The 24,349-nt window shown below is 38.7% G+C and carries 26 protein-coding genes, 1 tRNA gene and 1 other RNA gene; 6 read left to right on the top strand and 22 right to left on the bottom strand.

Features of this window, described 5'->3' with window-relative positions; genetic code table 11:
* Positions 1 to 93: 93 nt before the first annotated feature.
* The gene (locus tag QL998_RS05695) at positions 94 to 1,347 is read right to left on the bottom strand and encodes an outer membrane protein transport protein (RefSeq protein ID WP_290192286.1); all 1,254 of its coding nucleotides are present in this window, start codon (positions 1,345 to 1,347) and stop codon (positions 94 to 96) included.
* 283 nt (positions 1,348 to 1,630) lie between these two features.
* Between QL998_RS05695 and QL998_RS05700 the strand changes: the two genes are divergently transcribed.
* Positions 1,631 to 1,954, top strand: coding sequence for a hypothetical protein (locus tag QL998_RS05700; RefSeq protein ID WP_165725768.1), 324 nt, complete (start codon positions 1,631 to 1,633; stop codon positions 1,952 to 1,954).
* Here the strand turns inward: QL998_RS05700 and QL998_RS05705 are convergent.
* Positions 1,914 to 3,128 (bottom strand): HD-GYP domain-containing protein, encoded by a 1,215-nt coding sequence (locus QL998_RS05705; RefSeq protein ID WP_290192287.1) that lies wholly within the window; start codon positions 3,126 to 3,128, stop codon positions 1,914 to 1,916. The genes QL998_RS05700 and QL998_RS05705 overlap by 41 nt on opposite strands.
* A gap of 345 nt (positions 3,129 to 3,473) precedes the next feature.
* Between QL998_RS05705 and QL998_RS05710 the strand changes: the two genes are divergently transcribed.
* Positions 3,474 to 5,237 carry a GNAT family N-acyltransferase gene (locus tag QL998_RS05710; protein ID WP_290192288.1) on the top strand — a complete coding sequence of 588 codons (1,764 nt, stop codon included), beginning with the start codon at positions 3,474 to 3,476 and terminating at the stop codon, positions 5,235 to 5,237.
* 119 nt (positions 5,238 to 5,356) lie between these two features.
* On the opposite strand, the gene QL998_RS05715 is transcribed toward QL998_RS05710, so the two are convergent.
* From QL998_RS05715 to QL998_RS05725, 3 genes are all read right to left on the bottom strand, one after another.
* Entirely contained in the window at positions 5,357 to 6,061 is a 705-nt protein-coding gene (locus tag QL998_RS05715; RefSeq protein WP_290192289.1) for an NRDE family protein, read from the bottom strand.
* A gap of 1 nt (position 6,062) precedes the next feature.
* A complete protein-coding gene (locus QL998_RS05720; protein WP_024604885.1) occupies positions 6,063 to 6,596 on the bottom strand; it encodes a hypothetical protein in 534 nt (177 codons plus the stop codon).
* A gap of 212 nt (positions 6,597 to 6,808) precedes the next feature.
* A tRNA-Arg gene (locus tag QL998_RS05725) sits at positions 6,809 to 6,883 on the bottom strand.
* 246 nt (positions 6,884 to 7,129) lie between these two features.
* Between QL998_RS05725 and QL998_RS05730 the strand changes: the two genes are divergently transcribed.
* Positions 7,130 to 7,312, top strand: a complete 183-nt coding sequence (locus QL998_RS05730) for a hypothetical protein (protein WP_024604886.1) — start codon at positions 7,130 to 7,132, stop codon at positions 7,310 to 7,312.
* 3 nt (positions 7,313 to 7,315) lie between these two features.
* Here QL998_RS05730 and QL998_RS05735 read toward each other — a convergent pair whose 3' ends face one another.
* From QL998_RS05735 to QL998_RS05745, 3 genes are all read right to left on the bottom strand, one after another.
* On the bottom strand, positions 7,316 to 8,122 hold the full coding sequence (locus QL998_RS05735; protein ID WP_290192290.1) for a phosphotransferase: 807 nt from the start codon (positions 8,120 to 8,122) through the stop codon (positions 7,316 to 7,318).
* A gap of 3 nt (positions 8,123 to 8,125) precedes the next feature.
* On the bottom strand, positions 8,126 to 8,743 hold the full coding sequence (pnuC, locus tag QL998_RS05740) for a nicotinamide riboside transporter PnuC (protein WP_002963042.1): 618 nt from the start codon (positions 8,741 to 8,743) through the stop codon (positions 8,126 to 8,128).
* A gap of 200 nt (positions 8,744 to 8,943) precedes the next feature.
* Positions 8,944 to 9,195 carry a hypothetical protein gene (locus tag QL998_RS05745; RefSeq protein WP_002963043.1) on the bottom strand — a complete coding sequence of 84 codons (252 nt, stop codon included), beginning with the start codon at positions 9,193 to 9,195 and terminating at the stop codon, positions 8,944 to 8,946.
* 100 nt (positions 9,196 to 9,295) lie between these two features.
* Between QL998_RS05745 and QL998_RS05750 the strand changes: the two genes are divergently transcribed.
* On the top strand, positions 9,296 to 9,535 hold the full coding sequence (locus tag QL998_RS05750; RefSeq protein ID WP_002963045.1) for a DUF2960 domain-containing protein: 240 nt from the start codon (positions 9,296 to 9,298) through the stop codon (positions 9,533 to 9,535).
* A gap of 31 nt (positions 9,536 to 9,566) precedes the next feature.
* Here the strand turns inward: QL998_RS05750 and alr are convergent, their stop codons facing one another.
* The 9 genes from alr to rpsF all read right to left on the bottom strand — a co-directional run bounded on the left by alr (position 9,567) and on the right by rpsF (position 15,768).
* Positions 9,567 to 10,646, bottom strand: a complete 1,080-nt coding sequence (gene alr / locus QL998_RS05755; protein ID WP_290192291.1) for an alanine racemase — start codon at positions 10,644 to 10,646, stop codon at positions 9,567 to 9,569.
* Positions 10,646 to 12,025, bottom strand: a complete 1,380-nt coding sequence (gene dnaB / locus QL998_RS05760) for a replicative DNA helicase (RefSeq protein ID WP_002963050.1) — start codon at positions 12,023 to 12,025, stop codon at positions 10,646 to 10,648. Before dnaB ends, alr begins: the two co-directional genes overlap by 1 nt.
* Before the next feature lie 112 nt (positions 12,026 to 12,137).
* Entirely contained in the window at positions 12,138 to 13,076 is a 939-nt protein-coding gene (locus QL998_RS05765; RefSeq protein ID WP_290192292.1) for a DUF4097 family beta strand repeat-containing protein, read from the bottom strand.
* Positions 13,077 to 13,085: 9 nt separating this feature from the next.
* Complete coding sequence (locus QL998_RS05770) at positions 13,086 to 13,568, bottom strand: hypothetical protein (protein ID WP_182195031.1); 483 nt, start codon at positions 13,566 to 13,568, stop codon at positions 13,086 to 13,088.
* Positions 13,555 to 14,103, bottom strand: a complete 549-nt coding sequence (locus QL998_RS05775; protein ID WP_024600735.1) for a sigma-70 family RNA polymerase sigma factor — start codon at positions 14,101 to 14,103, stop codon at positions 13,555 to 13,557. Before QL998_RS05775 ends, QL998_RS05770 begins: the two co-directional genes overlap by 14 nt.
* Positions 14,104 to 14,337: 234 nt before the next feature.
* Positions 14,338 to 14,790 (bottom strand): 50S ribosomal protein L9, encoded by a 453-nt coding sequence (gene rplI / locus QL998_RS05780; RefSeq protein ID WP_149593996.1) that lies wholly within the window; start codon positions 14,788 to 14,790, stop codon positions 14,338 to 14,340.
* Between the two features lie 35 nt (positions 14,791 to 14,825).
* Positions 14,826 to 15,053 (bottom strand): 30S ribosomal protein S18, encoded by a 228-nt coding sequence (gene rpsR, locus QL998_RS05785; protein ID WP_007378475.1) that lies wholly within the window; start codon positions 15,051 to 15,053, stop codon positions 14,826 to 14,828.
* Between the two features lie 12 nt (positions 15,054 to 15,065).
* Positions 15,066 to 15,383, bottom strand: a complete 318-nt coding sequence (gene priB, locus QL998_RS05790; RefSeq protein WP_004588456.1) for a primosomal replication protein N — start codon at positions 15,381 to 15,383, stop codon at positions 15,066 to 15,068.
* A 43-nt stretch (positions 15,384 to 15,426) separates the two neighbouring features.
* The gene (gene rpsF, locus QL998_RS05795; RefSeq protein ID WP_149593995.1) at positions 15,427 to 15,768 is read right to left on the bottom strand and encodes a 30S ribosomal protein S6; all 342 of its coding nucleotides are present in this window, start codon (positions 15,766 to 15,768) and stop codon (positions 15,427 to 15,429) included.
* Positions 15,769 to 16,113: 345 nt separating this feature from the next.
* Between rpsF and QL998_RS05800 the strand changes: the two genes are divergently transcribed.
* The gene (locus tag QL998_RS05800; RefSeq protein ID WP_290192293.1) at positions 16,114 to 17,313 is read left to right on the top strand and encodes an alpha/beta hydrolase-fold protein; all 1,200 of its coding nucleotides are present in this window, start codon (positions 16,114 to 16,116) and stop codon (positions 17,311 to 17,313) included.
* A gap of 234 nt (positions 17,314 to 17,547) precedes the next feature.
* On the opposite strand, the gene QL998_RS05805 is transcribed toward QL998_RS05800, so the two are convergent.
* The 5 genes from QL998_RS05805 to QL998_RS05825 form a co-directional block, all read right to left on the bottom strand.
* On the bottom strand, positions 17,548 to 19,449 hold the full coding sequence (locus QL998_RS05805; protein ID WP_259365574.1) for an alpha/beta fold hydrolase: 1,902 nt from the start codon (positions 19,447 to 19,449) through the stop codon (positions 17,548 to 17,550).
* Positions 19,450 to 19,646: 197 nt separating this feature from the next.
* The gene (locus QL998_RS05810) at positions 19,647 to 20,813 is read right to left on the bottom strand and encodes an FAD-dependent monooxygenase (RefSeq protein WP_024604895.1); all 1,167 of its coding nucleotides are present in this window, start codon (positions 20,811 to 20,813) and stop codon (positions 19,647 to 19,649) included.
* Entirely contained in the window at positions 20,810 to 21,997 is a 1,188-nt protein-coding gene (ubiH, locus tag QL998_RS05815) for a 2-octaprenyl-6-methoxyphenyl hydroxylase (protein ID WP_182195027.1), read from the bottom strand. The genes QL998_RS05810 and ubiH overlap by 4 nt, the downstream gene beginning before the upstream one ends.
* Before the next feature lie 15 nt (positions 21,998 to 22,012).
* Positions 22,013 to 23,335, bottom strand: coding sequence for a Xaa-Pro aminopeptidase (gene pepP / locus QL998_RS05820; protein WP_024604897.1), 1,323 nt, complete (start codon positions 23,333 to 23,335; stop codon positions 22,013 to 22,015).
* Between the two features lie 28 nt (positions 23,336 to 23,363).
* Positions 23,364 to 23,927, bottom strand: coding sequence for a UPF0149 family protein (locus QL998_RS05825; RefSeq protein WP_002962745.1), 564 nt, complete (start codon positions 23,925 to 23,927; stop codon positions 23,364 to 23,366).
* A 193-nt stretch (positions 23,928 to 24,120) separates the two neighbouring features.
* Here QL998_RS05825 and ssrS point away from each other — a divergent pair.
* A non-coding RNA gene (gene ssrS / locus QL998_RS05830) (6S RNA) lies at positions 24,121 to 24,303 on the top strand.
* Positions 24,304 to 24,349: the final 46 nt, after the last annotated feature.

Consider the following 24,349-nt stretch of genomic DNA (forward strand, 5'->3'; position numbering starts at 1 on the left):
CTATTTAATAGGCATTAAAAAAGCCGCTCACTTTAATTAAAGTGAGCGGCTTTTTTGTGCCCAGAGCCTAAGCTCTAAGCATTTATACAAATATTAGAATTTGTAGTTGTACTGAGCACCAATAAGTACTGCATTACCTTCTGACTCAAACTCAAATCCATCTTCTTTAAAGTTTTGAGTTTTACCGCGAATAATACTTACACCTAAATCAACATTTGATTGCTGGTCAATTGCGTAATTACCGCCAAATGAGAACCAAAAACGATCTGTATCTGGAATAGAGATAGATAAGTGATCTTGTGATACAGGTGATTCGTCGTAAGCAACACCTGCGCGTAACAATAAGTTTTCACTGTATTGATAATCAGAACCTATTGCGTAGCGCATAGAATCAGAAAAACTCTCATCTTTACTAAATCCAATAAATTTATCACCCGTCGGCGCAGTTACTTGCGCTTCTAATGATTCAAAACTGCTCCATCCTGTCCATAATACACTGTAATGTAGGCCTAGCTTATCATCTAACTGATGAGAACCAGAAAACTCTGCTATTGCAGGAAGCGTAATATCAACAGCTCCAGGATATTTCACCCCATTAGTACCACCAAAATTTGTTGGTAGAGCACTAGAGAAATCGCCATCAAATGTAATATCTGTTTCAGTACGGTAATTAAAACCAAAACGACTATTATCATCTATCTGGTACATCAATCCCACATTTAAGCCGAAACCAGTATCATCACCTTTTAAATTTCTTGCTTCTGTTTGAGCTGGAAGAGGTAATGGAGTCTCACCTAAATGTCGAACAATTTCAGCTTCTGCATAAATCACATTCAAGCCAATACCATAGCTAAACTTTTCAGTAACTTTATAAGCAACGCTTGCATTTAAGTTAACAGTAAATATTTCTGTTTTACCCGCAATTTGACCTGCTGAGTAATCATCATCAAAGTCTGTTGATAAACCAAAGTTAGAAAATGCACCAAAACCAAGTGAGATTTTATCGCTGTAAGGCATAGTAAAGTAAGCTGCTGGTACCACTGCACTTGGTGCAATGCTATCGTCATCTAATGATGACTCATCAATACCTGCTGGGGCACTTTCACCTTCTAAGCTTACATCTGGAATTACGCCAATTGCTACAACGCTTAGTTGCTTCTCTTTAAATAAAGTCATTAGTGCTGGGTTACGTGCAACTACAGACGCATCGTCTGCGATAGAAGCTTCACCAGCGTATGCACGGCCTAAACCCGATGCATTTTGCTCTGATAATTGAAACGCAGCTGCAAAGCTATCAGCTGAAACAAATGCAAGCGAAGCTGCAATAAGAGTTTTAGAAAATTTCATTGTTGAGTCCTTAACCAAACTGACTGTCTGGGTACTATGTGTGTTGTTATTAGGATTTAAAACGTGATTACACTACCTTAATTTTTTGTAAAAAACTCTATGAATACGTCAAAAGACAGTAAAAAACATGTTTTTTAACGACATTTTAACAACTATTTAAAACTCATCGGATGAGAAGCGTGGTATTAGAGTAAACACTCTAAATGTAATTAATTATCATTTAGATTGACTTGAAATTAGTAGCAACTTACACTCATTATAAAATCGCAATGGAAGTAAAACTGTGATCATTTTATTTATTATTACAGGGCTAATATTTTGTGGGGCGAGTGTGTTTTGCTTTTACAAAGCAAACTACTGTGCATGTACTCAAGCAGGACAATGCGATAACCCCGTAAACCATTATTGGCTAGGGGCAATGTTAAATGCGTTGATTTCTTTAGCGCTGTGTTGTTTTGCATTGCACGTAGAGCTAGGCACTTTGTTATGGTTAACACTGATGGGAAATTGCTTTTTGGGTGCGTTTATTTCTGCAAAACAAACTAAAAAAAGGCAATGCAGTAAGGCTAATTCAACAAATGCTCTTTTAGCAGGCGAGACAAATTAATCTGATAATCTAAGGGCTTAACACTTGATAGTATTTTAAGCTCTTGGGTGTGCTCACTTAAATCGATGTCTTTCGGTGTAACATGATGATTGTGCTTAGCATTATAAAATAGCTTAATTTTAGGTTTAATAGGATTTAATACGTTCCCTTCAAGCACTAAGGCTAAACGTTCATTCGTTAATTTTACAATAGTTCCTACCGGATGAACCCCTAAACACTTTATAAAACGCTGTACTAACTCACCATCAAACAATTGCTTATTGGCTAATAAGTACCGCAATGCGTTGATTGGTTCATCACCATCTTGATGCATTCTATCGGCAGTCATTGCATCGTACACATCTACAATTGCCATTATACGCGCTGGACGACTTAACTTCTCTGCCTGTAGGCCTCGCGGATAACCAGAGCCATCTAAGCGCTCATGATGATTCACTATCATATCGAGCATAAGGGGTGTTATACCCTTCTCGCCTTTAACTAAACCCAAACCTTGCGCTACATGCTTTTTAATCGCTAAGAGCTCATTATTAGTAACCTTAGTTGGCTTTGAAAATATACCCTGCGGTAATTTAGCTTGGCCTAAATCATGAAGTAACGCGCCCATGGCAAGCTCTTGCACAACAGCCATTTTGTACCCTAAGTATTTAGCAAATACAGCGGTAAAAATGGCGCAGTTGATCATATGCCGCCAGTTATAGCTGTGTTTATCTTTTATACGAGTAAGAATAGTCATGGCGTTGGCATTACGAAAGACTGAGCTGACTATCTCGCTGGCAATTTCATCAAGCACTTTTATATTAACACTCAGGCCAGATGTTAAATCGCCATATAATGATTGTAACTTTCGGCCATGCTGATCGTAATTTACAGTCGCTTTAGCAAATTCTTGTTCAATTGAGATTGCTATAGGTGTTTTTTCTACTTTTTTTTGGCTATTAGATGTTTTAGGTGCGCTTTGGGGCTTATATTTGGCAGGAACTGGCGCATCACCTTTAGTAAAATCTATAAGCAGCTCGAGCACCCCTTCAGACACTAAACGCTTAATAATAGATTTGTCGCGCACCAAGCCACTGGTCTTAATTTTTATGCTATTGATCCCCTCGTGTTGCTTAGTAACGCTATCAACATACATACCAGGAGTAAGCTCAGACACGGGCAAAGTAATTAGCATAAAGGCGGGATTTTTCTATTAAGGAATATGTACCTTAAATAGCATTAATTAAGCCTAAAAGTCTAGTTTTTGAGTTGTAAGTAGTTATATATAACTAAAAGTATTATTTACAGCCATGCCAATTGTTACTTTAAGTTATTTGGCTTATTAATAATTAAACACCTTCGCCTCAGCTACGCTTGAGTATTTATCGCTAAGAGCAGACGGTTTAGTTAACAGGATTATCTAATCATTATAAAAAAACGAACTTTGTTAACCTTTATTGAACACAATATTGTTTTGTCTCGGTCTCAATATATACAGCACTTAATAACAACGGCTTTAAATACTTAAGAGTACTAATATATGACAAAACTAAACCAACCCGTATCAAACCTAAGTGTGGCGGCAATAAGCACCGTTTCTCCTTTGAGTCATATATTAAAAGTAGCTGCTCCACTGCTCGATAGCCTATTGGGCATAAATAAACTGCGTAATATTTATCTATCTAATAATTTATCGGGTTTGGATAAACAAGAATTTAGTGAAAAGCTTTTAAATGTATTAGGTATTAACGTACTTGGTGCACAAGGTGTTATTAACAAAATACCAAAGCAAGGCCCTTGCATAGTGGTATGCAACCACCCTTATGGCATGGTTGAGGGTGTAATAATTGCAAAATTACTCACTCACTATCGCAGTGATACAAAAGTAATGGCTAACGTTGGCTTAAAAATATTTAAAGAAATTAAAGATTATTTTATTTTTGCTAATCCACTAAAACCAAAAGCAGCCATTAATACCAGCGCAATTAAACAGTGTTTTAAACATGTAAATAACGATGGTTTACTTGTGGTTTTTCCTGCTGGCAGGGTTTCGTTTTTTCAATCAGAAAAGCAACGTGTAACCGACGGAGAGTGGAATCGCTTAGCAGCTCAACTAGCTTTAAAAACAAAAGCACCTTTATTACCTGTATTTATTAGTGGTCAAAATAGCTCTATGTTTTACCGTTTAGGACGTATTTACTACCGATTTAGATTATTAATGCTAATACGTGAATTACTTAAAATTCAAAAAAGGTCCATTAATTTAGGTGCTAGTAATTTACTTACACCCAAGTTATTAAATAAATTTGAGAAAACTGACGATATTAACGATATTGCGCGCCTGCTTTGTTATTTAAATGATGAACGCTTTGTAATACCTTGGCAAGACGATGCGCAATCAATGCAACTAAAAGCGATTATGCAGGATGTTGATAAAACAAACATGACGAGTGAACTTGCTAGCTTACCAAACGAGCAGCAGTTATTAGACTTTAAAAGTTACTCCGTTTATTACGGTTATCAAGATCAAATACCTAATTGTGTTACAAAAATAACACGCCTTAGAGAAATAACCTTTCGTACATTAAACGAAGGAAGCGGCGAGCCATGTGATACCGATAAGTTTGACGCAACTTACATGCATTTATTTATTTTTGATCATAAAAATGAAGAGATCATTGGAGCTTATCGAATTGGACAAACTGATTTATTACAAAAAAATAGCGACGTGAGCGCCCTTTACTTATCGCAAATGTTTAATTTTGAACCCTCTTTTATTAATCAACAACAGCCGTGCTTAGAAATGGGTCGATCGTTTATAGTTCAAAAACATCAGGGCAGTTACCATGGTTTATTACTGCTATTTAAAGGGATTGGTGCGTTTATGGCGCAAAACCCACGCTATAGGACTTTATATGGCACGGTTTCATTAAGTAAACTTTATGACCCTCGTTCTGTTGCAATTATTGACCATGCAATGGTTAATAATAAACAAGGTGTTAGCGCCAATACGCCTTTTAATAATAAGCTCCACCCAGAGTTTGAAGACTTTATTAATGACCACACGTTAAACATAGCCCATGTATCAGCATTGGTTATGGGAATAGAAGAAGATAAAAAAGACATACCGATTTTATTAAAGCAGTACCATAAGCTAGGCGCTAAATTTCATTGCATGGGCATTGATAGCAACTTTAATCACACGCCAGGATTACTTTTAAGTGTGCACTTACCAAGTGCGCCTGAAAAGCTACTTAAGCTCTACCTTGGTGATAAAAAGAATGATTATATAAATCACTCATAATTTTTACCTGCTGCTTAATATAGCAGGTAAAATACAGTTAACAAAAAAGTCGATGTAATTAATTACATCGACTTTTTTGTTTTTAATTATGTAATAGTTATGGCTATAAAAATATTTAGTTAAGCTGCAGCCACTTTTAAACAACCAATGCTACTAATGAGCTGAGACTGCTTATCAAAATAATTAAAGCGTATAGTGTTACCAACTTTAATATGACTAATACTGACCGTCATTGCATCTTCTCTTAGCATGTTTACGCCATATTGCCCTTGTTCGGCTTTACTGTAATGAAATGCTAAAAACGGCTCACTTTCAGGATGCCTTAAATCAATAAGTTGCTTAAATTGTTGTTTACGCTTTTGTGTAACTGTTTCTAGCTCAACGCCAGATGACGTTGCAAGCGATTCAACTTGGCAATCGATTAATTGTTTTGTGTCCCACCGAACAAAAACGATGTGACTATTATTTAGGGATAGCCCATCCGGAAAAATACACAACTTAAAAGGCGCGTAGCCCGATAAATCCATGTTTTGTAATTGGTACAATGCAGGGGCTTTATTGCTCAGTAAATGAGGGATTAACAGACCTCTACTATGCTTTACCGCAGTTATATCAAATACACTTTGGTAATCGTTTAATAATGCGAGTGTTTGCCCAAAATGCGATACACCAAGCCAAGTACCTCCTCCTTGCGGATCAATGGGGAAAATTGCATTACCCTGGTGCTTACTTGGAGCGATTGCCGTTTCTCGTGTTTTTTGCTCATCGCGATTTAAAAATAGCTCGTAGCCATCATCAGTTAAAAAGTAACTTAACGTGCACATTTTAATTTTGCATCGATTTTGGTTGTGCTGGCTGGCTATTTTCTCTTAAAAAGGTAGCTGTACTTGGTGCTAAACCAAAGCTTTGATCGAGCTGCGACTTTTGAGCAAAAGAAATTTGTGAAATCATCGCGTAATGGTGCACAGCGTGACTGCCTACAAAAATAAGCTCTCGCGCAAGTGATGTTGTTACTGTTTGTACATTTTTGCTTTTAATCGAAACTTCACTTGAAAGTGATAACGGTTTATTAAAATCATCTGGACTTAGCTGCTCAACCCACGTTGTTATTTCGGCAATTTTTTTTATTGCAGCAGTTGGAGAGTTTTCAATATCTCCTCCTCTTAAGCGGCAATCATAATCTACTTTTTGCGTGCTAAAGCCGGTCATTAAAGATTGATAATGATCGATAATATGTCGCATATGAGATCCTGCCGAGCTAATAAAGTTAGGAGTAATGACTTGGGAATAGTCCTCTTTAGTTACACCTTCAAGATAAGCGTGTCCTTGAGCTAGTATCTCTAATTGACTATTTAACATTGAATCGGTCTTCCTCATTTATCACTAAATCTTATATGTAAATAATTACAACATGATTTTTGGATGCTAATTTTGCATTGTATAAATAACTAGAAAGCTGTTTTTTAAAATTAACTTTCAAAGTTTTTGCAGTAAATGCACTTTTAAATATAAGAGTAATTAATAAGAAGCTAGGTAATATAAAGAGGATAATTGATACATATAAAAGCAAATGGCGCTCTCGGTAGGGATCGAACCTACAACTCAGCCTCCGGAGGGCCACGTGATATCCATTTCACCACGAGAGCACATTTGTTGCCGCCACACCAACTCGCGATATCAGTGCTTTAGCACTGGCAATGATAAAGAGATCTTTAAATAAATACCAGTAAGATCAGCTTATATGCTTATTAATTAAGCTGTTTTAAATAAAACACTTCACAAAGGCTTAAAAACACGCTATTTATTCTTATTAGATAAGAAACAGTAACGGTTTAGTAACATTAAAATTATGATTGTCGCTGTGAGGATTAGTTTAATACGAGGAAATAATAATGAGTTTAATGTCTACTGAGCAAACCGCTGAATTTTTAGGTGTAAAAGTTGAGCGTGTTAAGCGTCTTGCTCGCGAGAGTTTACTAATAGCTAAGTCAGAAGACGAAAACGGCGAGCCACAATTTGATGCCGCAGAAGTAACAAAGTACAAAGAGCTCGCTGAACGCTTTGGTGGTTTGTAACTTTTATAAAAAAGTATTAGTAACAAGTTTATTTAGCTGCGCACGTAACATTATAGATTTACTAGTTATGCTGCGCTCCTCATACCAAGCAATACATAACACCAAAAAAAACAGCTTATAGTAATTTAGCTTATCTATTGATGGGTAAAACGTGCTTGTTTTATCAACGCTATTTTTATAGTTGTTTAACAATGTACTTTCACTGCTCTCATTAAGATTAAAGCTCACTGCAAGCGCCGCTAAATCAAAATATACATCGTTAGTTTGCGCGTACTCAAAATCAATTAAATACATGCCCGAAGCATTGACAATAATGTTATCTTTTACCAAATCATTATGACAAAAACCTTCATCAAATTGCATGGCTGCAACGGCTTTGAGTGCCTGCTCTATTTGAGGTTTATATTGCGTATATACGCCGGTGCTTTGATAAAAATGCAGCTCTTTAGCTATATCCATTGGCGCGGTGGACACTGTGTAATTGTGCACTTGAGCAAGTTTATTAATAAAGCTAAGCGTTATGTCCGATTGCACTGTATTACCTTCAATATAGTTAAATACCGCAAGGCTATTCTTTTTATCGAGCCAAACAGGTGCAGGACATATATTAAACTCACTTAAAAAACGCTGTGCTTCAAGCCCTATGGCTGGCCAATGGCTTTTATAACACTTTAATAAATACCCTTGTTGCTTGGTACGTATTAAAAAATTATCGTTACTAAAACCATTAAGTAATCGCTCGCTTGAAACAACGCTAGTAGGCTCTATAAACGCCCTACACATTTTTATTAGCTGGTTATACTCAATCATTAATTAAAGCTGTGCTAAAGGCTTAGCTTGGCTTTGTTCGTACTCTTCGTACCAGGTTTTAAAGCCCCACGCCGCCATAATGGTATAAAATATAAATAGTGCAAGCGTTGGGTAATAGCCTTTTTCATAATATAAATACATGGAAGCTGCATCTATTACAATCCAGTACAGCCAGTTTTCGAGGACTTTTTTAGCAACTAAGTAAGTAGTTACTACGGCAAAACACGTTGTAAAACTATCTAAATAAGCAAAATCGGCATGCGTATAGTTTTGCATAACGTAACCAATAGTTATTGCAGCTACGGTTGTTAAACTAATTAAAACAGCATGACGGTTTATCGACCACGAGGTAATATTTAGATTTTCAGCTTTGCCTTTTCGCCATACAACCCACCCAAATACAGCCATATACATATAATAAAAATTAAGTAACGACTCCATGAGCAATGCGCCATTCCAGTACATTATTGTATAAATGAGCGTGCTAAAAAATGCTGCTGGCCAACACCATAAGCTTTCTTTTATTGCCAATAATAAGTACGCCATCGACAACCCTACCGCAATGTATTCCCAATGCGACATTGCTGTAAAACCGCTTAAGGTTTGTGTTAAAAAGTCCATATTATGCAGTTACCGTTTAGTTGTGCAGATTGTTATACCAATCTGCTTATATACGGGTCTATTTAACGTTAAGAAAATTACGCTAGAACTAGGCAAAAATTTTTGTATCTAGTTGTTCTAAATAAAAAATTTTTAACGACGTTATAGTGCAATTTAATTCGTTAAATTGATCAAATATTTATGCAGGTTGGTATTATAGATTATTCAGGCGATAAGTCGCCAGAGAGAAACTTACATACAAAAATAGCTTTACCAAATTCTTCATATGAGCGCTTAATTTCGGTATTTAACACCTGCATTACTAAATCATAATCACCAAAAATTTGCGTTGATAGCGTATTAGTAATCACTTTTAAATTTTCGTATTCATTTAAGCGGTCAATAAAGCCTTTAATAAACGGAATGTAATCTTGGTGAAGTGGATATTTACTGATCTCTACTGATAATTTCATTTTAAACTCTACTTTTTAATTATTTGATTTAAACAAATCATTCAATGCCAGTTCAATACAGTGTAAAATTATACTAACACTCAATTTAACTGAGCTTATTATGGCACGCAGAATAACGTATACATTTAAAAACCAACCGCGCGAAATTAACTTCGCAAAAGATAAATACCACGACATGTATCAAGCTATTGCTGCTGCCGAGGGTATTGATTTAACAAATTACTTAAACATGGTACGCCAAATAGAAATGACCTCAAAAGGGTCTGCTTCTGTTCGTAACTTTCGCGACCAAGAATTTGCCCGTATGGGCTTTAGCGACATTTACTTTATAAAAGAGTAATTATACCCAATTGGTATACGCTAAAAACTAACTATGGCTGATACTCATAACTTACGCGTGGTGTAATATTACATAATAGCTCGTAAGGAATAGTATCAGCGCACAGTGCTATTTCTTCAACTGGTAGCTCAGGGCCCCACATAGTGACTCTGTCGCCAACTTTAATATTATGCTCATTAGCGCCTATATCAACGCTGATCATGTCCATAGCTACGCTACCTACAATACCATAACGCTGCTCACCAATTATTACCGGTGTCCCCTCTTTAGCATGCCGAGGATAACCATCACCATAACCCATAGCCACTACAGCTAGCTTGGTTGGTTTATCGCTTTTCCAACGACCACCATACCCAACAGCCTCATTAGCAGGCACATCACGCACTGCAATTACGCGCGTAGTTAAGCGCATAACTGGTTTTAATTTGTGTTGCTGCCCAATACTATTTGCCATTGGCGATACACCATAGAGCATAAGCCCAGGACGTACCCAATCGCCATGACCGCTTGGCCAGGCAATAATACCAGCCGAATTTGATAAACAATGCGCTTGGTCAATGCCATTCACTAAATTATCAAACAACGTAATTTGCTGAACCGTTTTAGCATTATCAACATCATCAGCACACGAAAAGTGGGTCATTAAATTAACCGTATTTTTAGCGTTAGGTGTTTTTTGTAAGCGGTTATAAAACGCTTCAAACTGCTCTGGCGCAATACCTAATCGATGCATACCTGTATTTACTTTTAACCAGCATGTTATTGGTGCATCTAGCTTTGCTTTTTCAAGCGCCGCTAATTGGTACTCATCGTGAATAATAGTTTGAAAATTGTTGGCGAGCAGAATCGGTAAGTCGGCTTTGTTAAAAAAGCCTTCTAGCAAAACAATTGGTTTTGTTAAGCCCCCAGCTCGAAGGGCGAGCCCTTCATCTATACGTGCCACAGCAAATGCGTCAGCATTATTTAAATGCTGCGCAATCGTTACTAATCCATGCCCGTAAGCATTTGCTTTTAGCACCGCCATCACTTTGCTGTTAGGTGCAAAGCCCTTAATTTGCGCTAAATTATGCGCAAGTGCCGTTAAGTTAATTTCAGCAGTGGCTAAGCGCATTAGTAATCGTCATCTACCGCTGGTCCCGCGTAATTATCAAAGCGAGAAAATTGACCTTGGAACGTTAAACGCACTTTACCAATTGGGCCGTTACGTTGTTTACCTATGATAATTTCAGCAATACCTTTATCGGTACTGTCTTCGTTGTAAACTTCGTCACGGTAAATAAACATAATTAAATCGGCATCCTGCTCTATCGACCCTGACTCACGTAAATCTGAGTTAATTGGGCGTTTATCGGCACGTTGCTCTAGCGTACGGTTTAGCTGCGAAAGCGCAACAACCGGACATTTTAGCTCTTTTGCTAGTGATTTAAGTGAACGCGAAATTTCAGCAATTTCAAGCGTTCGGTTATCAGCAAGGCTAGGTACGCGCATTAGCTGCAAGTAATCGACCATGATCATACTAATGCCGCCGTGGTCACGCGCAATACGACGCGCACGAGAGCGAACATCGGTAGGTGTTAAGCCCGAGGCATCATCCACATACATTTTGCCTTTTTCCATCAACAAGCCCATTGTTGATGAAAGTCGCGCCCAATCGTCATCATCTAACTGACCTGTACGTACCTTAGTTTGGTTAATACGGCCAAGAGACGCTAACATCCTCATCATAATTTGTTCTGAAGGCATCTCTAGCGAGTAAATTAGCACGGGTTTGTCTTGAGTCATTGCGGCATGTTCTGCAAGGTTCATCGCAAAGGTGGTTTTACCCATTGAAGGACGCGCTGCCACAATAATTAAGTCAGACGGCTGCAGGCCTGTCGTCATTTTATCAAGATCGGCATAACCTGTACTTACACCCGTTACACCATCTTGTGGCGATTGATAAAGCTCTTCTATTTTATCAACGGTTTTTTCGAGTATGTTATGAATACTTTGCGGGCCTTCCGTACTTTTTGTACGTTGCTCGGCAATTTTAAATACTTTGCTTTCGGCAAAGTCGAGTAAGTCGTGACTAGTACGCCCTTCGGTATTAAAACCCGCTTCGGCTATTTCATTTGCCACGCCAATCATTTCACGTACAACAGCACGCTCACGTACAATGTTTGCATAGGCATCAATGTTGGCTGCACTTGGCGTATTTTTAGCAATTTCGGCTAAGTAAGCAAAACCACCAATACCTGCAAGTTTATTATTTTTTTCTAAACTTTCAGAAATAGTGATTAAATCTATCGGATCGCCAATCTCAGCAAGTGCCGTCATCGCCTCAAAAATTAACTTGTGCGTGCGGGTATAAAAATCCTGTGATACAACAAGCTCAGCTACGCGGTCAAAAGCTTGGTTATCAAGCATTAAGCCACCTAAAACAGATTGTTCAGCTTCTATTGAATGGGGAGGAACTTTAAGAGTATCGACTTGCTTATCTGGTTTGGCCATAACTTCACAGTAGTAAAATTGAATGGCTCTATTCTATCGACTTGCAGGGGCTGTGCAAATAGAAAAGCAGGAAATCTTTCCTGCTTTTTGTAATCGTGATGGGGAATGAGTGTTATTTGGTACGAAGCTCTATTCGTCCACTTATGGTATCCATTTCGACATTTGCATTACCGCCATTAATACTAAACTCTAAATCACTGGCTGGGCCATATTTAGCTTTACTGACTTTGTCACTACTGACTTTGTTAATGATTTTACCATTAGCATGGGCTTTAATTTCAAACTTTGCTGATACACTTTGTGGGAAATAAAAGTCGGCATCACCACTTACTGATTCAAAACGTACATCACCGCCTTTTAAAAGCTCGTTAATCTGTACTTCTGCTTCGCCATTGACCGTATTAATACGTAGGTTTTTAATAGCCGATAGCGTAAATTCTATATCGCCATTTACGTTTTCAAGGCGTACATCATTAGCGCTTGAAGTTGATTTAATATCACCATTAACAGCGCTAAAACGCAGTTCACCACTTGATTGCCTATCGTTAATTTCGCCGTTTACGGTTTCAAATTGAATATTACCACTTAAATTTTGTGCATTTACGTCGCCATTAACTGTGGTCAATTTAATATTACCGGCAATATCATCTACCATAATTTCGCCGTTAACCACATCAACTTCAGCGCCGTTTTTAAGCTCCTTTGCAGTCACCGATACATTAACGCCAGCAAACTCTAAGCTACTGCTTTTTGGCATGAATATAGTTAGACTTGAGCCATCGCCATTATTATTCCAATTTGATTTACGTGGCATTTTTACAATGAACTGTGTTTTATCGCCACTCGTTTTAAGCTCATAACCTTCTGCTTTGTCATCAAGCTCGCCAGATACTTTAAATTCGTTTTTATCCCAGCCTGTAATATGTATATCACCGCGTTGGTTTTCAATAAAAATAGTGCCGCCATTTGGTACGTCTATTTGCTTATCTATTTTTTCACCCGCAAATACCGCCAATGGAAATAAGCTTAGTCCTAATAAAATCGCTTTCATGTCGTACTCCTAAATGTGCTGCCAACGTGGCGCGTGCACCTTGTTAATTAAATCAAGTTGTTGCTGATATATTTGCGCTAACATTGTCAGAAGCGCTTGGTTTTGTGGTTCATTTTTAAGAGCTTGCTTTATTGCTTGTTCAGCCTCTTCTAATTCTTGTAGTTGTGTTTGCCAATTAGTGGTCAATGCTTCTTTATTTTCGTATTCAACTAACAAACTGTTTTTTTTCGCCGAAAAGTAATCACTGATAGCCACTACGGGCTGTGGCTCGGGCGCTATAAAAAATATATTTACAGCAATTAAAGTAGCTAATGTGCACGCAGCTATTGCCGTTAGTTTTGGCCAAGTGCCAGTATTTTTTGGGTTTTGCTTATTATTAACAATTGCTCGCTCAATCCCTGCCCATAAATCTTTTTGTGGTGGTATCTCTTTATCAAGCGTATTTAATGATTTGTTTAAGTAATCGTCAAAATTTGGTTTATTCATTTTCATACCACTCTTGTAATAACTGCCTAGCACGATGATATTGCGATTTACTTGAACCAACAGCCATACCTAACTGTTCGGCTATTTCCTCATGCCTGTAACCTTCAATTGCAAACAACACAAACACCATACGTGCACGCTCAGGAAGCCTTACTATTAATTTATCAAGGCCATTTAAGCCTTCGCAATCATTAGCTGATTGCTCATCCATACCGCTGTGTTCAATGCTCACTACTTTTTGTAGCCAATTTTTTTGCTTGCGTAGGTAGTTAATCGCAATATTGCTGGCAACACTGTAAAGCCAAGTAGAAAACTGCGAGCGACCGTCAAATTGCGCTATTTTATGCCACACCTGTACAAACACTTCTTGCGCTGCATCTTCAGCATGCGCTTGGTCGGCTAATAAACGTAAGCATAAACCGTAGACTCGTTTTATATGTAACTCATAAAGCGTTGTATATGCCGCCTGCTCACCCGACTTAACACGTTCAATAAGTGTAGCTTCGCATAAAGGCGTTTGTTCGGGTTTAACGTGTAACATCCGTGATGTCGCCTTTTAATTATTATTATTGGGTTAGTGTATTGATAAGTTAGACGTAATAACAGTTCGAAAAGGTTTAAAGGGAATGAAAAAATAATTGAATAAAAAAGAGGGTTGTACGAGGTTGTATTTAACTGTGCCCTTAACTAGTAACTAATAAACGAAGTTAGCCAAATTACAGACACAAAAAAGCCGCGCTAATAAATAGCACGGCTTTTGTCGCTTAATTAAAAATTAAGCTTCAGCGATTACGATTACTTTAATAGTAGCCGTTACGTCTGAGTGAACTGAAATTGATACGTCAAATTCACCTGTCTCACGGATAGTACCTAGAGGCAAACGAACTTCTGACTTAGCAACTTCAACACCAACAGCTGAGATAGCGTCAGCGATGTCACGAGTACCGATTGAACCGAATAACTTACCTTCGTCACCAGCTTTAGATACTAATGTAACTTCTGCTAATGCTTCTAGTTTGTCAGCGCGTGCTTGTGCAGCAACTAACTGTTCAGCAATTTTCGCTTCAAGTTCTGCGCGACGTGCGTCAAAAGTTTCAATGTTAGCTTTAGTCGCAGGAACTGCCTTACCTTGAGGGAAAAGGAAGTTACGTGCGAAACCAGATTTAACTACAACCTGTTCACCTAGGCTACCTAGGTTAGCGATCTTATCTAGTAGAATAACTTGCATGTTTCTACACCTTTTAAAAACTGTTAATCCGCTGCTTACTTATGTAAGTCAGTGTATGGAAGAAGGGCTAAGTAGCGAGCACGCTTAATAGCAGTTGCTAGCTGGCGCTGAAATTTAGCGCTAGTACCTGTGATACGGCTAGGTACGATTTTGCCACTTTCTGTAACATAGTTTCTAAGAGTAGCTAGATCTTTGTAATCGATTTGTTTTACGCCTTCCGCTTTAAAGCGGCAGAACTTACGACGTCTGAAATAACGTGCCATGAGATTAATTCCTCAAATAATTCTTTCTATATGCTGAGCATGCAAAACCAATTGGCTAAGGCCGTTACGACCTTCGTGGCGATTTAAAAAACCACTCACTTGCAATGCCTGCCCAACGTGCAAATGTTGAGTCTGTTGTTGCATTTGCTTTCCACTAGCAACCACCTGAAGCCTCACATAACTATTACGGTTAAGGTCTGCTTCGGTTTGCATTGATTTATGTTCTACAACAAAAATACAATGCGGGATGCCTGCAGGGCTTTGGCTAAACTTGGGCGTTTTACAAACTACCCCAGATATAACCAGCTGATTCATATATGGGCTAACCATTACACTAACTGCTGACTACGTGCCATGCTAGGACTCAAAACAATTAAGCAGCTGGTGCTTCTTTCTTCTCTTCTCTTGCAAGAGGAGACGCTTCAGTTTCAGCAGTTTTAGTGCGGATAACTAAGTTACGAAGCACTGCATCGTTGTAGCGGAAAGTAGTTTCTAGCTCGCTGATTACTTCAGTAGGTGCTTCAACGTTCATAAGAACATAATGAGCTTTATGAAGCTTGTTGATTGGGTAAGCCAGTTGACGGCGGCCCCAGTCTTCAAGACGGTGGATAGTACCACCAGCTTCAGTGATAGAACCAGTATAACGTTCGATCATACCAGTTACTTGCTCACTCTGATCAGGGTGAACCATGAATACGATTTCGTAATGACGCATGGATATTCCTTACGGTTAATAGAGCCTTCTACCGTTTCGGCCGGTCGGTTTAAGGCAAGGAATTAATAGTTTAAAAGCCGAAATGAGCGCGCATTTTACGCTTAGATGGATAATTAAGCAAGCAGGTTTTTTAAGCTTTTATAGATAAGTATCTAAAGGTAATTATTATGGGCTTCCCTCATCGCACCACCAGGCTGCACGCCTATAAGTAGACGCCAAACTTACTCGCGTGAAAAACGTTGCTTTTAATTACTTGAATTCTACATTTGCCCGTAAAATATAAACATTTACTCAAACCTAAAGTCGTGCAATTATTGAGCAACACATTATTAAATAAGGATATTTATGAAGGTCTTACTATCGCTTGTATTAACACTTACTTTTAGTACATCTTTTTTAAGCTACGCAGACACCTCTACAGCCGACATTACCGTTGGTAAAAAAGTCATTCTACAATCAAACATACTTAACGAAGACAGGCCTATCAAAATCTTTATACCTGATACTGTAAAAGATGATCAGCCGCTTTATGTTATTTATTTACTTGATGGTGTTGAGCACTTCCATACGGCGTCTGGTGTTATAAAATCCCTTGTTGATTACGAGCAAATACCTAATGTAATGCTTGTTGGCATTGATACAACTAACCGCGTTCGTGATTACTTACCTAAAGTACAAGGTGAGCCTAAAGCTGAGTTTCAAACCTTTGTTAAAAATAAATGGCCTGACGCTGGGCAAACTGACAATTTTTTAAAGTTTGTGTCTGACGAACTCATGCCCTATATAAATAGCAACTACTCAACTAACGGCTACAGCACCTTAATTGGTCACTCTAATGCTGGTACATTAGCGCTTTATACCTTAGTTAATCAGCCTGAATTATTTAACAACTATATAGCTATAAGCCCAAACAGTTGGTGGAGTGATGAGGAATTAAAAACTAATATTACAAAATACGCTAAAAAACCGAAAGGCGGTCAATCATTGTTTATTAGTGTAGCAAGCGAAGGAGCACGCTTTTATACTGGCGTATTAAATACTTTAGTAAATTTAGAGCAACAAATGCCCACACAGCTAAAATGGGAATATAAGCATTACCCTACTTTTTCTCATATGGGCACCATACTACCAGCACTTAGCGATAGCCTAATTCACTTATTTGGCGACCTAATATTTAAAGTTACTGATGAGCACGGAAGATTTGCTGATGTATCGCTTATTACCGGTTACTACCAAGCACTGAGTGATAAATACGGATTTGAGCTTAAAATTCCACAAGATGTGTACGTAGAATTTGCGCATAGCCAGCAAAAATTTGGTAACACAGCTAAAGCTATTACCACGCTTAAACACTTTACTACCCATTACCCAAGTGCAGCCTATTCTCACATGCGTTTATCGCAAGGGTATACTGCGAATAAGCAGTTCAAAGAGGCCGTCACCAGTATGAAATACGCATTAGAACTTGCTAAGCAAAACTCGCGAGATCCAATGTTAATTGATGCACTCAAAGATATGGTGAATGAAGCGCAAGAGAATTTGTAACTGATTTAACGCAAAGCACTTTTTAGCTAACGATAGTAATTACGAGCAACGCTCGTCGCGTCAGCAAGCTAAACGCCTACAGGTAAAATTAAGCTCAGTGTGAAACTTTGCATGTAGACGCCGAGCTTGCTCGCGTGAAAAGCGAAGCTTTTAATATATTTAAAACCACCATAAAACAAAAACCGATGTTTAAACTAAACATCGGTTTTGAATAAAAAAGCTCATTTGATTTACTTACAAATGCTTTTTAAGAAACTCAGTAACCTCTTTGTATTGTACTTTTAAGCTTTCTGGATCATCAAAAAAGTGTGTTCCGTCATCAATTTCAACATACTTTATATCTAGGTTTCGCTTTGCTTTATCATAAAAATATTTTGATTGTCGATAGTCGACTCTCGTATCTTTTGTCCCATGGATAAGCAAAATTGGGGCTTTAATTCGGTTAATCATATTGATTGCCGAAACCTCAGATAATGCATCAACGGCTTTACTATCAGTCATATCAACAATATTACCTAGGTAGGCATCTTGTCGCTCTTCATCTTCAACTAACCCTTTTAGATCCGATATTCCAGAAATACTAATAATGCATTTAAAGCGTTCGGGCTCTTGCCATGCAGCTGTTAATGCAACATAACCACCATAACTTGCGCCATAAATACATGCATTATTTTTTGATGTTAATCCTGTTCTAGTAGCCCAATCCATTGCATCATATACATCTTGTTGCATACGTTTACCCCACTGATAATAACCATCAGTTTCAAAAGCACTACCAAAACCTTCAGAGCCCCTGAAGTTCACTTGCAATACCGCATAACCTAAACTAACTAAATATTGAAGCTCTCGATTAAAGTATTTGTAGTCTCGACTATGCGGTCCTCCGTGAGGCATTACAATTAGCGGCGGAGTTTTAATTCCTTCTGGTTTTGTAAAATAGCCTGAGATTTCAGCTCCATCGCTCGCTTTAAAGCTATAGTTTTGCACTGGTACAAATTTATTACGTGCTAAATAAGGAAATTTAGATAGCCAAGCGCCGCCCTTCTTTGTGTTTAAATCAAAATAATAATAAGTAGGGCTGACTGAATCACTTATTACATTTACAAGAATTCGTGTTCTATCTTTACTACGGCTAACAATACTAGCTTGCTTATCACCAAATAAATTAGCAACCATAAGCTCTTGCTTACCGTCTACCTCTGAAAAATAATGGCTCTTGTAGAAATCATCATAGTAGCCAACCCCTATAAAATCGCCCTCACTATTAACGATTGCATTATTTATATCGTATTTATCATTGCTATAAACAAGCTCTTCAAACTCCCCTGACTCGATATCATATGACCATAAAGCTTGTCTGTTTAATACACGATCAGAAAGGACGTAAGCTTTTGTACCATCTTCATTAAGGCCTTGGATGGAGAAAGTACTATCTTCACCCAAAATATGGGTATGAATCATTTTTAATGCTTCATCTTTCTTTGCTCGATACCATATTGAAGCAATAAACTTATCATCTTTTTTATCAATTGCGATCCCCAGGCGTAAAACTCCCTTAGGGTCTGCATACCAACTTCCAATATTTTCTTTATTCCTCTGAATTTTATCAAAACTAGAATCACCTAATTCAACTTTAAAAACAGAATAAGCTTTATCTTTTTCATCAAACGTTGACACTAGCGCGAAATCTGGCTCATTTTTAAGTGAGGAAACGAGTCTGAAACTCTGATATCTATACCACTTATATTCAGAAAAACGTCGCGTAGTTAGCATTTTACTTTCATTGGTTTCAACATTGATCGAATATAACCTTGAAACTCTCATGTATTGACCATTGACATATTCAGGGTAACTAGCAGAAACAATGATATATTTATTACCTGACCAACGAATAAAGTCGACTCTGTCTTTATCTTTTTTGAGACTTGCTAATATATTGAATTTGATACTAGGAAATTTAGCTAAACTGATAGTAGGGCCTTCAGCAGTATTATAAAGTGTTGCTATCATTTCTCCATTTGGCGATATTTGTGGTTGCTCTACCATTGGAAGTTTAGCGTAAGACTCCCACGGTTTATCTTTTGCATGAACTACAGACGCAGTTAATAAAAAAAATAAGAGTGTTATTTTTAACATTTATTTCTTCCTTAAAATTTAGTAAAAACTTTTTATTATATTTAATGTAAAAATAACAAAGTTTACCGAAAAAACATACAAAGTAAGTACTTAATTTATTTTAATAAAAAACCGATGCTTAAATTAAACATCGGTTTTTTATTAAAAGCGAATAACTAACCGCTTTTCTCGTGGAGTTTTGTTTCACTCAACCTACATCACTTCCCTATCGCCTCTTTGGCGAACAGGTGTTTTATTGGGCCTAAATTATCAATGAGTGAGAGCCCTACTCCGCGAATAAGTTTTTTAACCGGGTTTGCACCTTCAAATAACTCTTTTAGCCCTTGCATCATGGCTATGTGCTTTTGCGCATCGAGCTTACGGGTACGTTCGTAATCGCGAAGTGTACGAGTGCTTGCAAACTCCTTGCTATCACTTGTGAGTAGCTCAATTAAATAAGCGGCGTCTTTTAGGCCTAGGTTCATACCAAGCCCTGCAAGTGGATGGATTGTATGTGCAGCATCGCCAATGAGCACTACTTTGCCTGAAACCCATTGCTGGGCGTAGCGCATTTTAAGTGGGAAAGCTGCGCGCGCACTTTGCACTTCACATAGCCCGCATTGGCCATCTATGGCTGCCATTACGGCTTTATTAAAGGCACAATCGTCCATTGCAAGCAGCTCATCGCAGTGGTTTGGGCTAGTAGACCATACTATTGAATGGGTATTTGCATCGCTCAGAGGTAAAAATGCCAGCGGCCCGGTTGGTAAAAACACTTGGCGTGCGGTATTTGCGTGCGGCTCTTTAGTTTTAACAGTCGCAACTAGCGCATGGTGATCGTAATCTTTAAAGCTAAGCGCCATATTAAATTGTTTGCGAATAGCTGAGTTTGCCCCATCAGCGGCCACCAGCAGTTTTGCAATAATTGGCTCGCCGCTTTTAAGCGTTATAAATACATCTGATTCGCTTTGATGTATTTGCTGATACTGTGTATCGAACATTAACGTGGCACTACTTTGTTGTTCCAACTCTTTTATGAGCGCGTAGCGGATAATGTCGTTTTCAACAATATGGCCTAAATGCTCAAGCTCAAGTTGTTTGTTATCAAACGCTATTTTGCCAAAACTGTCGGCATCACGTACATCCATATGCGTATAAGCGCACGCTCGCTGTGCGATAATTTCTGGCCATACGTTTAATTGCTCAAGCAAGGTTTGACTTGTAATGCTTAGCGCACTTACGCGCAAACCATATTCGTCAGTTGGCAACGCTTGTGTTGGTGCGCCGTCGAGTACAACGACGCTTATATCGGCTTTTGCCAATCCAAGTGCTAGTGTTAGCCCTACGCAGCCACCACCTACAATACAAACCTGTGCTTGCTTCATAAACGCCTACCTTGTTTAACTTGCCCCATTAACTGTTTGGCTAATGGCGCTTTTAATGCGGGAAATAAATCCATCGAAAACAACCCAATACTGCGCCCCAATGCGAGCACTCGCGATGAGTTTGAAAAAAGCCTAACAAGTGCATCGGTTAAGCTCATTACGGTTTTTATATCATCACTGCGCCTTTTAGAATATTCACGTGTAAACGCATAGCTGCCTAAACAGTGTTGGCTGTTTGCTATTAAATTACTTAGTACTTGCACGTCGCGAAGGCCTAAATTAAAACCTTGCCCTGCAATAGGATGAATAGCATGTGCGGCATTACCAATAACCACTGTACGGTGCGTAATTAAAGACTCGACTTGCCCGTAAACGAGCGGGTAACTCGTGCGCATGCCTACTTTAGTAAATTGACCACCGCGATAACCAAACGCACTTTGTAGGGCACTTATAAAGTCTTGTTCATTAAGTGCCATGTGCTGTTCAACCTGATCTTGGCTCATACACCACACTAACGAATAACGGTTATTACTCATGGGTAATAACGCCATAGGCCCGCTTTGTGTAAAACGCTCAAAGGCATGATTATTATGCCCACCAGCCACTTCTACATTAGCAATAATTGCGCCTTGTTCATAAGGCTGGGTATTAAAACCAAGCCCAAGTAAATTACGTGTGGGAGATTGTGCACCATCTGCAATAACTAATAACGCTGCGTTTAATTGCTCGCCGCTTTGCAGGGTAAGTGTATTGCTATGCAATGTTTGCTCAATAGCAATTACGCTATCGGGGCAGTAAAGCGCAATGTTTGACTGCGTTAAACGCAGGTGAAGCGCTCGGCCAAATGGGTTAACTTCTACTACGTAACCAAGTGAAGGCTTAGCAAATTCGTCGCAATTAATATGCGCTTTGCCAAAGTGGCCTCGATCAGACACGCTCACTTTTTTGATTGCTGCGGTGTAAGGGGCATTTTGTTCAAATAAATTGAGGCTTTGTAAATACTCTACCGATTGCTGAGCAAGTGCAATGCTTCTGTCGTCAAAGCTTGGGTGGTAGTCGCCGGTTACTTGATTCGCTTCTACAACGGCAATATTTAACGTCGGATTAGTTTTAGCCACACTTAACGCGCAGCTTGCTCCCGCTAAACCACCGCCAATAACAACTACATCAAACTGCTTAGCCACTTTGCTCTCCGAGCTTTATACGTTTTTAGCACTTTGCATAAGTGCTTCTATATCGCTAATTTTTTTAGGCACGCTTAGGGTCAAGTTTTCATGGCCGGTTTCGGTAACTAGCAAGTTATCTTCAATACGAATACCAATGCCTTTGTATTTTTGCGGTGCGCTTGAGTCTTCACTTATATAAAGCCCAGGCTCTATGGTGAGTACCATACCCGGCTCAAATGCACGCTCAACGTTACTTACTTTGTAATCGCCAACATCATGTACATCTAAACCAAGCCAATGCCCAAGGCCGTGCATGTAATATTCTTTACATGCACCTTTTGCCATTAGCTCGTCAAAGTCGCCGGTTAAAATACCTAAATCAAGTAAACCTTGGGTCATTACTTCCATTGCTAGTTTATTAGCGTGCGACATATAACCACCTGGTTTCACTTCATCAAAGGCAACTTCTTGCGCTTTAAGTACAATATTGTAAAGCGCGGCTTGCTCTTCGCTAAATTGACCATTTACTGGAAAAGTACGGGTGATATCGGCGGCGTAACCTTGTAGTTCACAACCGGAGTCTATAAGTACCAGGTCGCCATTTTTTAATACATCGCTATTTTGCGTGTAATGTAAAATATTGGCGTTGTTGCCGCTACCAACAATTGTGCCGTACGCAGGATGCGGCGCACCATTCATAGCATAATGATGATGTAGCTCAGCCTCTAGCTGAAATTCAGTAGCTCCGGGGTGTGAAAAACGCATAGCGCGCATGTGCCCTCGCGCACTAATTTCACAGCCTTCTCGCATAACATCTATCTCGCTTGGCGATTTAAACAAACGCATTTCATGAATAAGGCCGCGTATTTCTTTTAAAGTACTCGGTGCTTTGAGGCCTTTTCGCGCACCACTTCTAAGTGTACCTAGTAACGTAAACACTTTGGTATCAAATGAAGGATAAGCACCTTGTGCAAAATAAATCGCATCTTTTTCATTTAGTATATCGAGTAGCTTATCGTTTAATTCACTTAACGGGTAAGCTTCATCAAACAAGTAGTCACTTTTAGCTTTATCAAAGCCAACTCTGCGGCCATGCCAAATTTCGGCAAGCTTGTCTTTATCTAGGCAAAATAAAGTACTAGGTGCATCGCTGTTGTTACATAGTACAAGTACAGCGTCGGGTTCGTTAAAGCCTGTTAAATAGAAAAAGTCGCTATCTTGTCTAAATGCATATTCGGTATCGCGGCTACGGGTAACTTCGCTCGCAGCGGGAATAATAGCAACGCTATTTTTATCCATTTGCGCAAGTAAACGCTCACGGCGTGCTTTAAATTCTGACTTTTGTACTTCAACCATTATTAACCAACCCGTTTAACTTTTTAAACTAATGAAGTGTTTTTTTAGTACTTTGCGTGTTTTGCTCTTTACCAAGCTCTGCAAAACAAAGTAGTGCTGATACTCGCACATATTCAATCACTTCGTGCAGCGCTTGGCTGTCTTCTTCGGTTTCTTCAAAAGTGGTATCTAGGCGAGTGATTTCGCTAAAGTCAGTAATAACCTCTTTAACATCGCTTGATAACTTACCGTAATCTTTTTGCTTTAAGCCAAAACCAAGCATAAACCCTGCTACCCATGATACGAGGCCATTAGCCTGATCGATGAGTGTTTCGTCATCGTTTGGTAAAAATAAATCAAACTGAAACTCGTCATCATTAAAGCTCGCAACTACTTGCTTATAAATAGTGCCAAAAAATTGCTTTAAATCGTTACTAAATGATTCACCATCGTTAAACACATCGCTCAAAAGGCCTAAGTATTCTTTGTCGTCAATGGTTAAACCACACGCAAGTAAACCACTAATTACACCATGCGCTTCGGCAGGTGATACAAATATTTCGTTTTTTTCTAAAAGCAGTTGAGCTTTTTCGTAATCGGGTAAATCGTTCATAATCGAATCTTCGCTTTGCAAGTTAAGGCAATGCTACCACTCGATAAAAAGCAACTCCAATTAATTGTATGATCAAGCTCAAAAACCATGCGATAAAGTAAATGGCGAGTTAAAGGTGCGGGAAAACTAAGCGAACGGTTTAATTTTTTACGTTTGGGGTTTAAGGATTGGATTATGTCTTATATACTTAAATTGTTCCCTGGGGTACCGGAGCTTGGTTAAGTCCCTGAGCCGATAAATTTTATACCAGGATTTCTGTTCGTCTACTATTGTGCAAGCTCGGCATGTACCGAGAAGCCTACGGTAAACCGCAGATTTCCGCCCTGAAACCTTCTGGTTTCAGGACTGAAACCGGGTACCGTATCTTGGGGAACACCTTCTTATTTTAATACCCCCTCTTATTACTTATTCATTTTTTTGCT

Origin of the sequence: Pseudoalteromonas sp. APC 3691, assembly GCF_030408135.1 — a bacterium.
GTDB lineage: Bacteria > Pseudomonadota > Gammaproteobacteria > Enterobacterales > Alteromonadaceae > Pseudoalteromonas.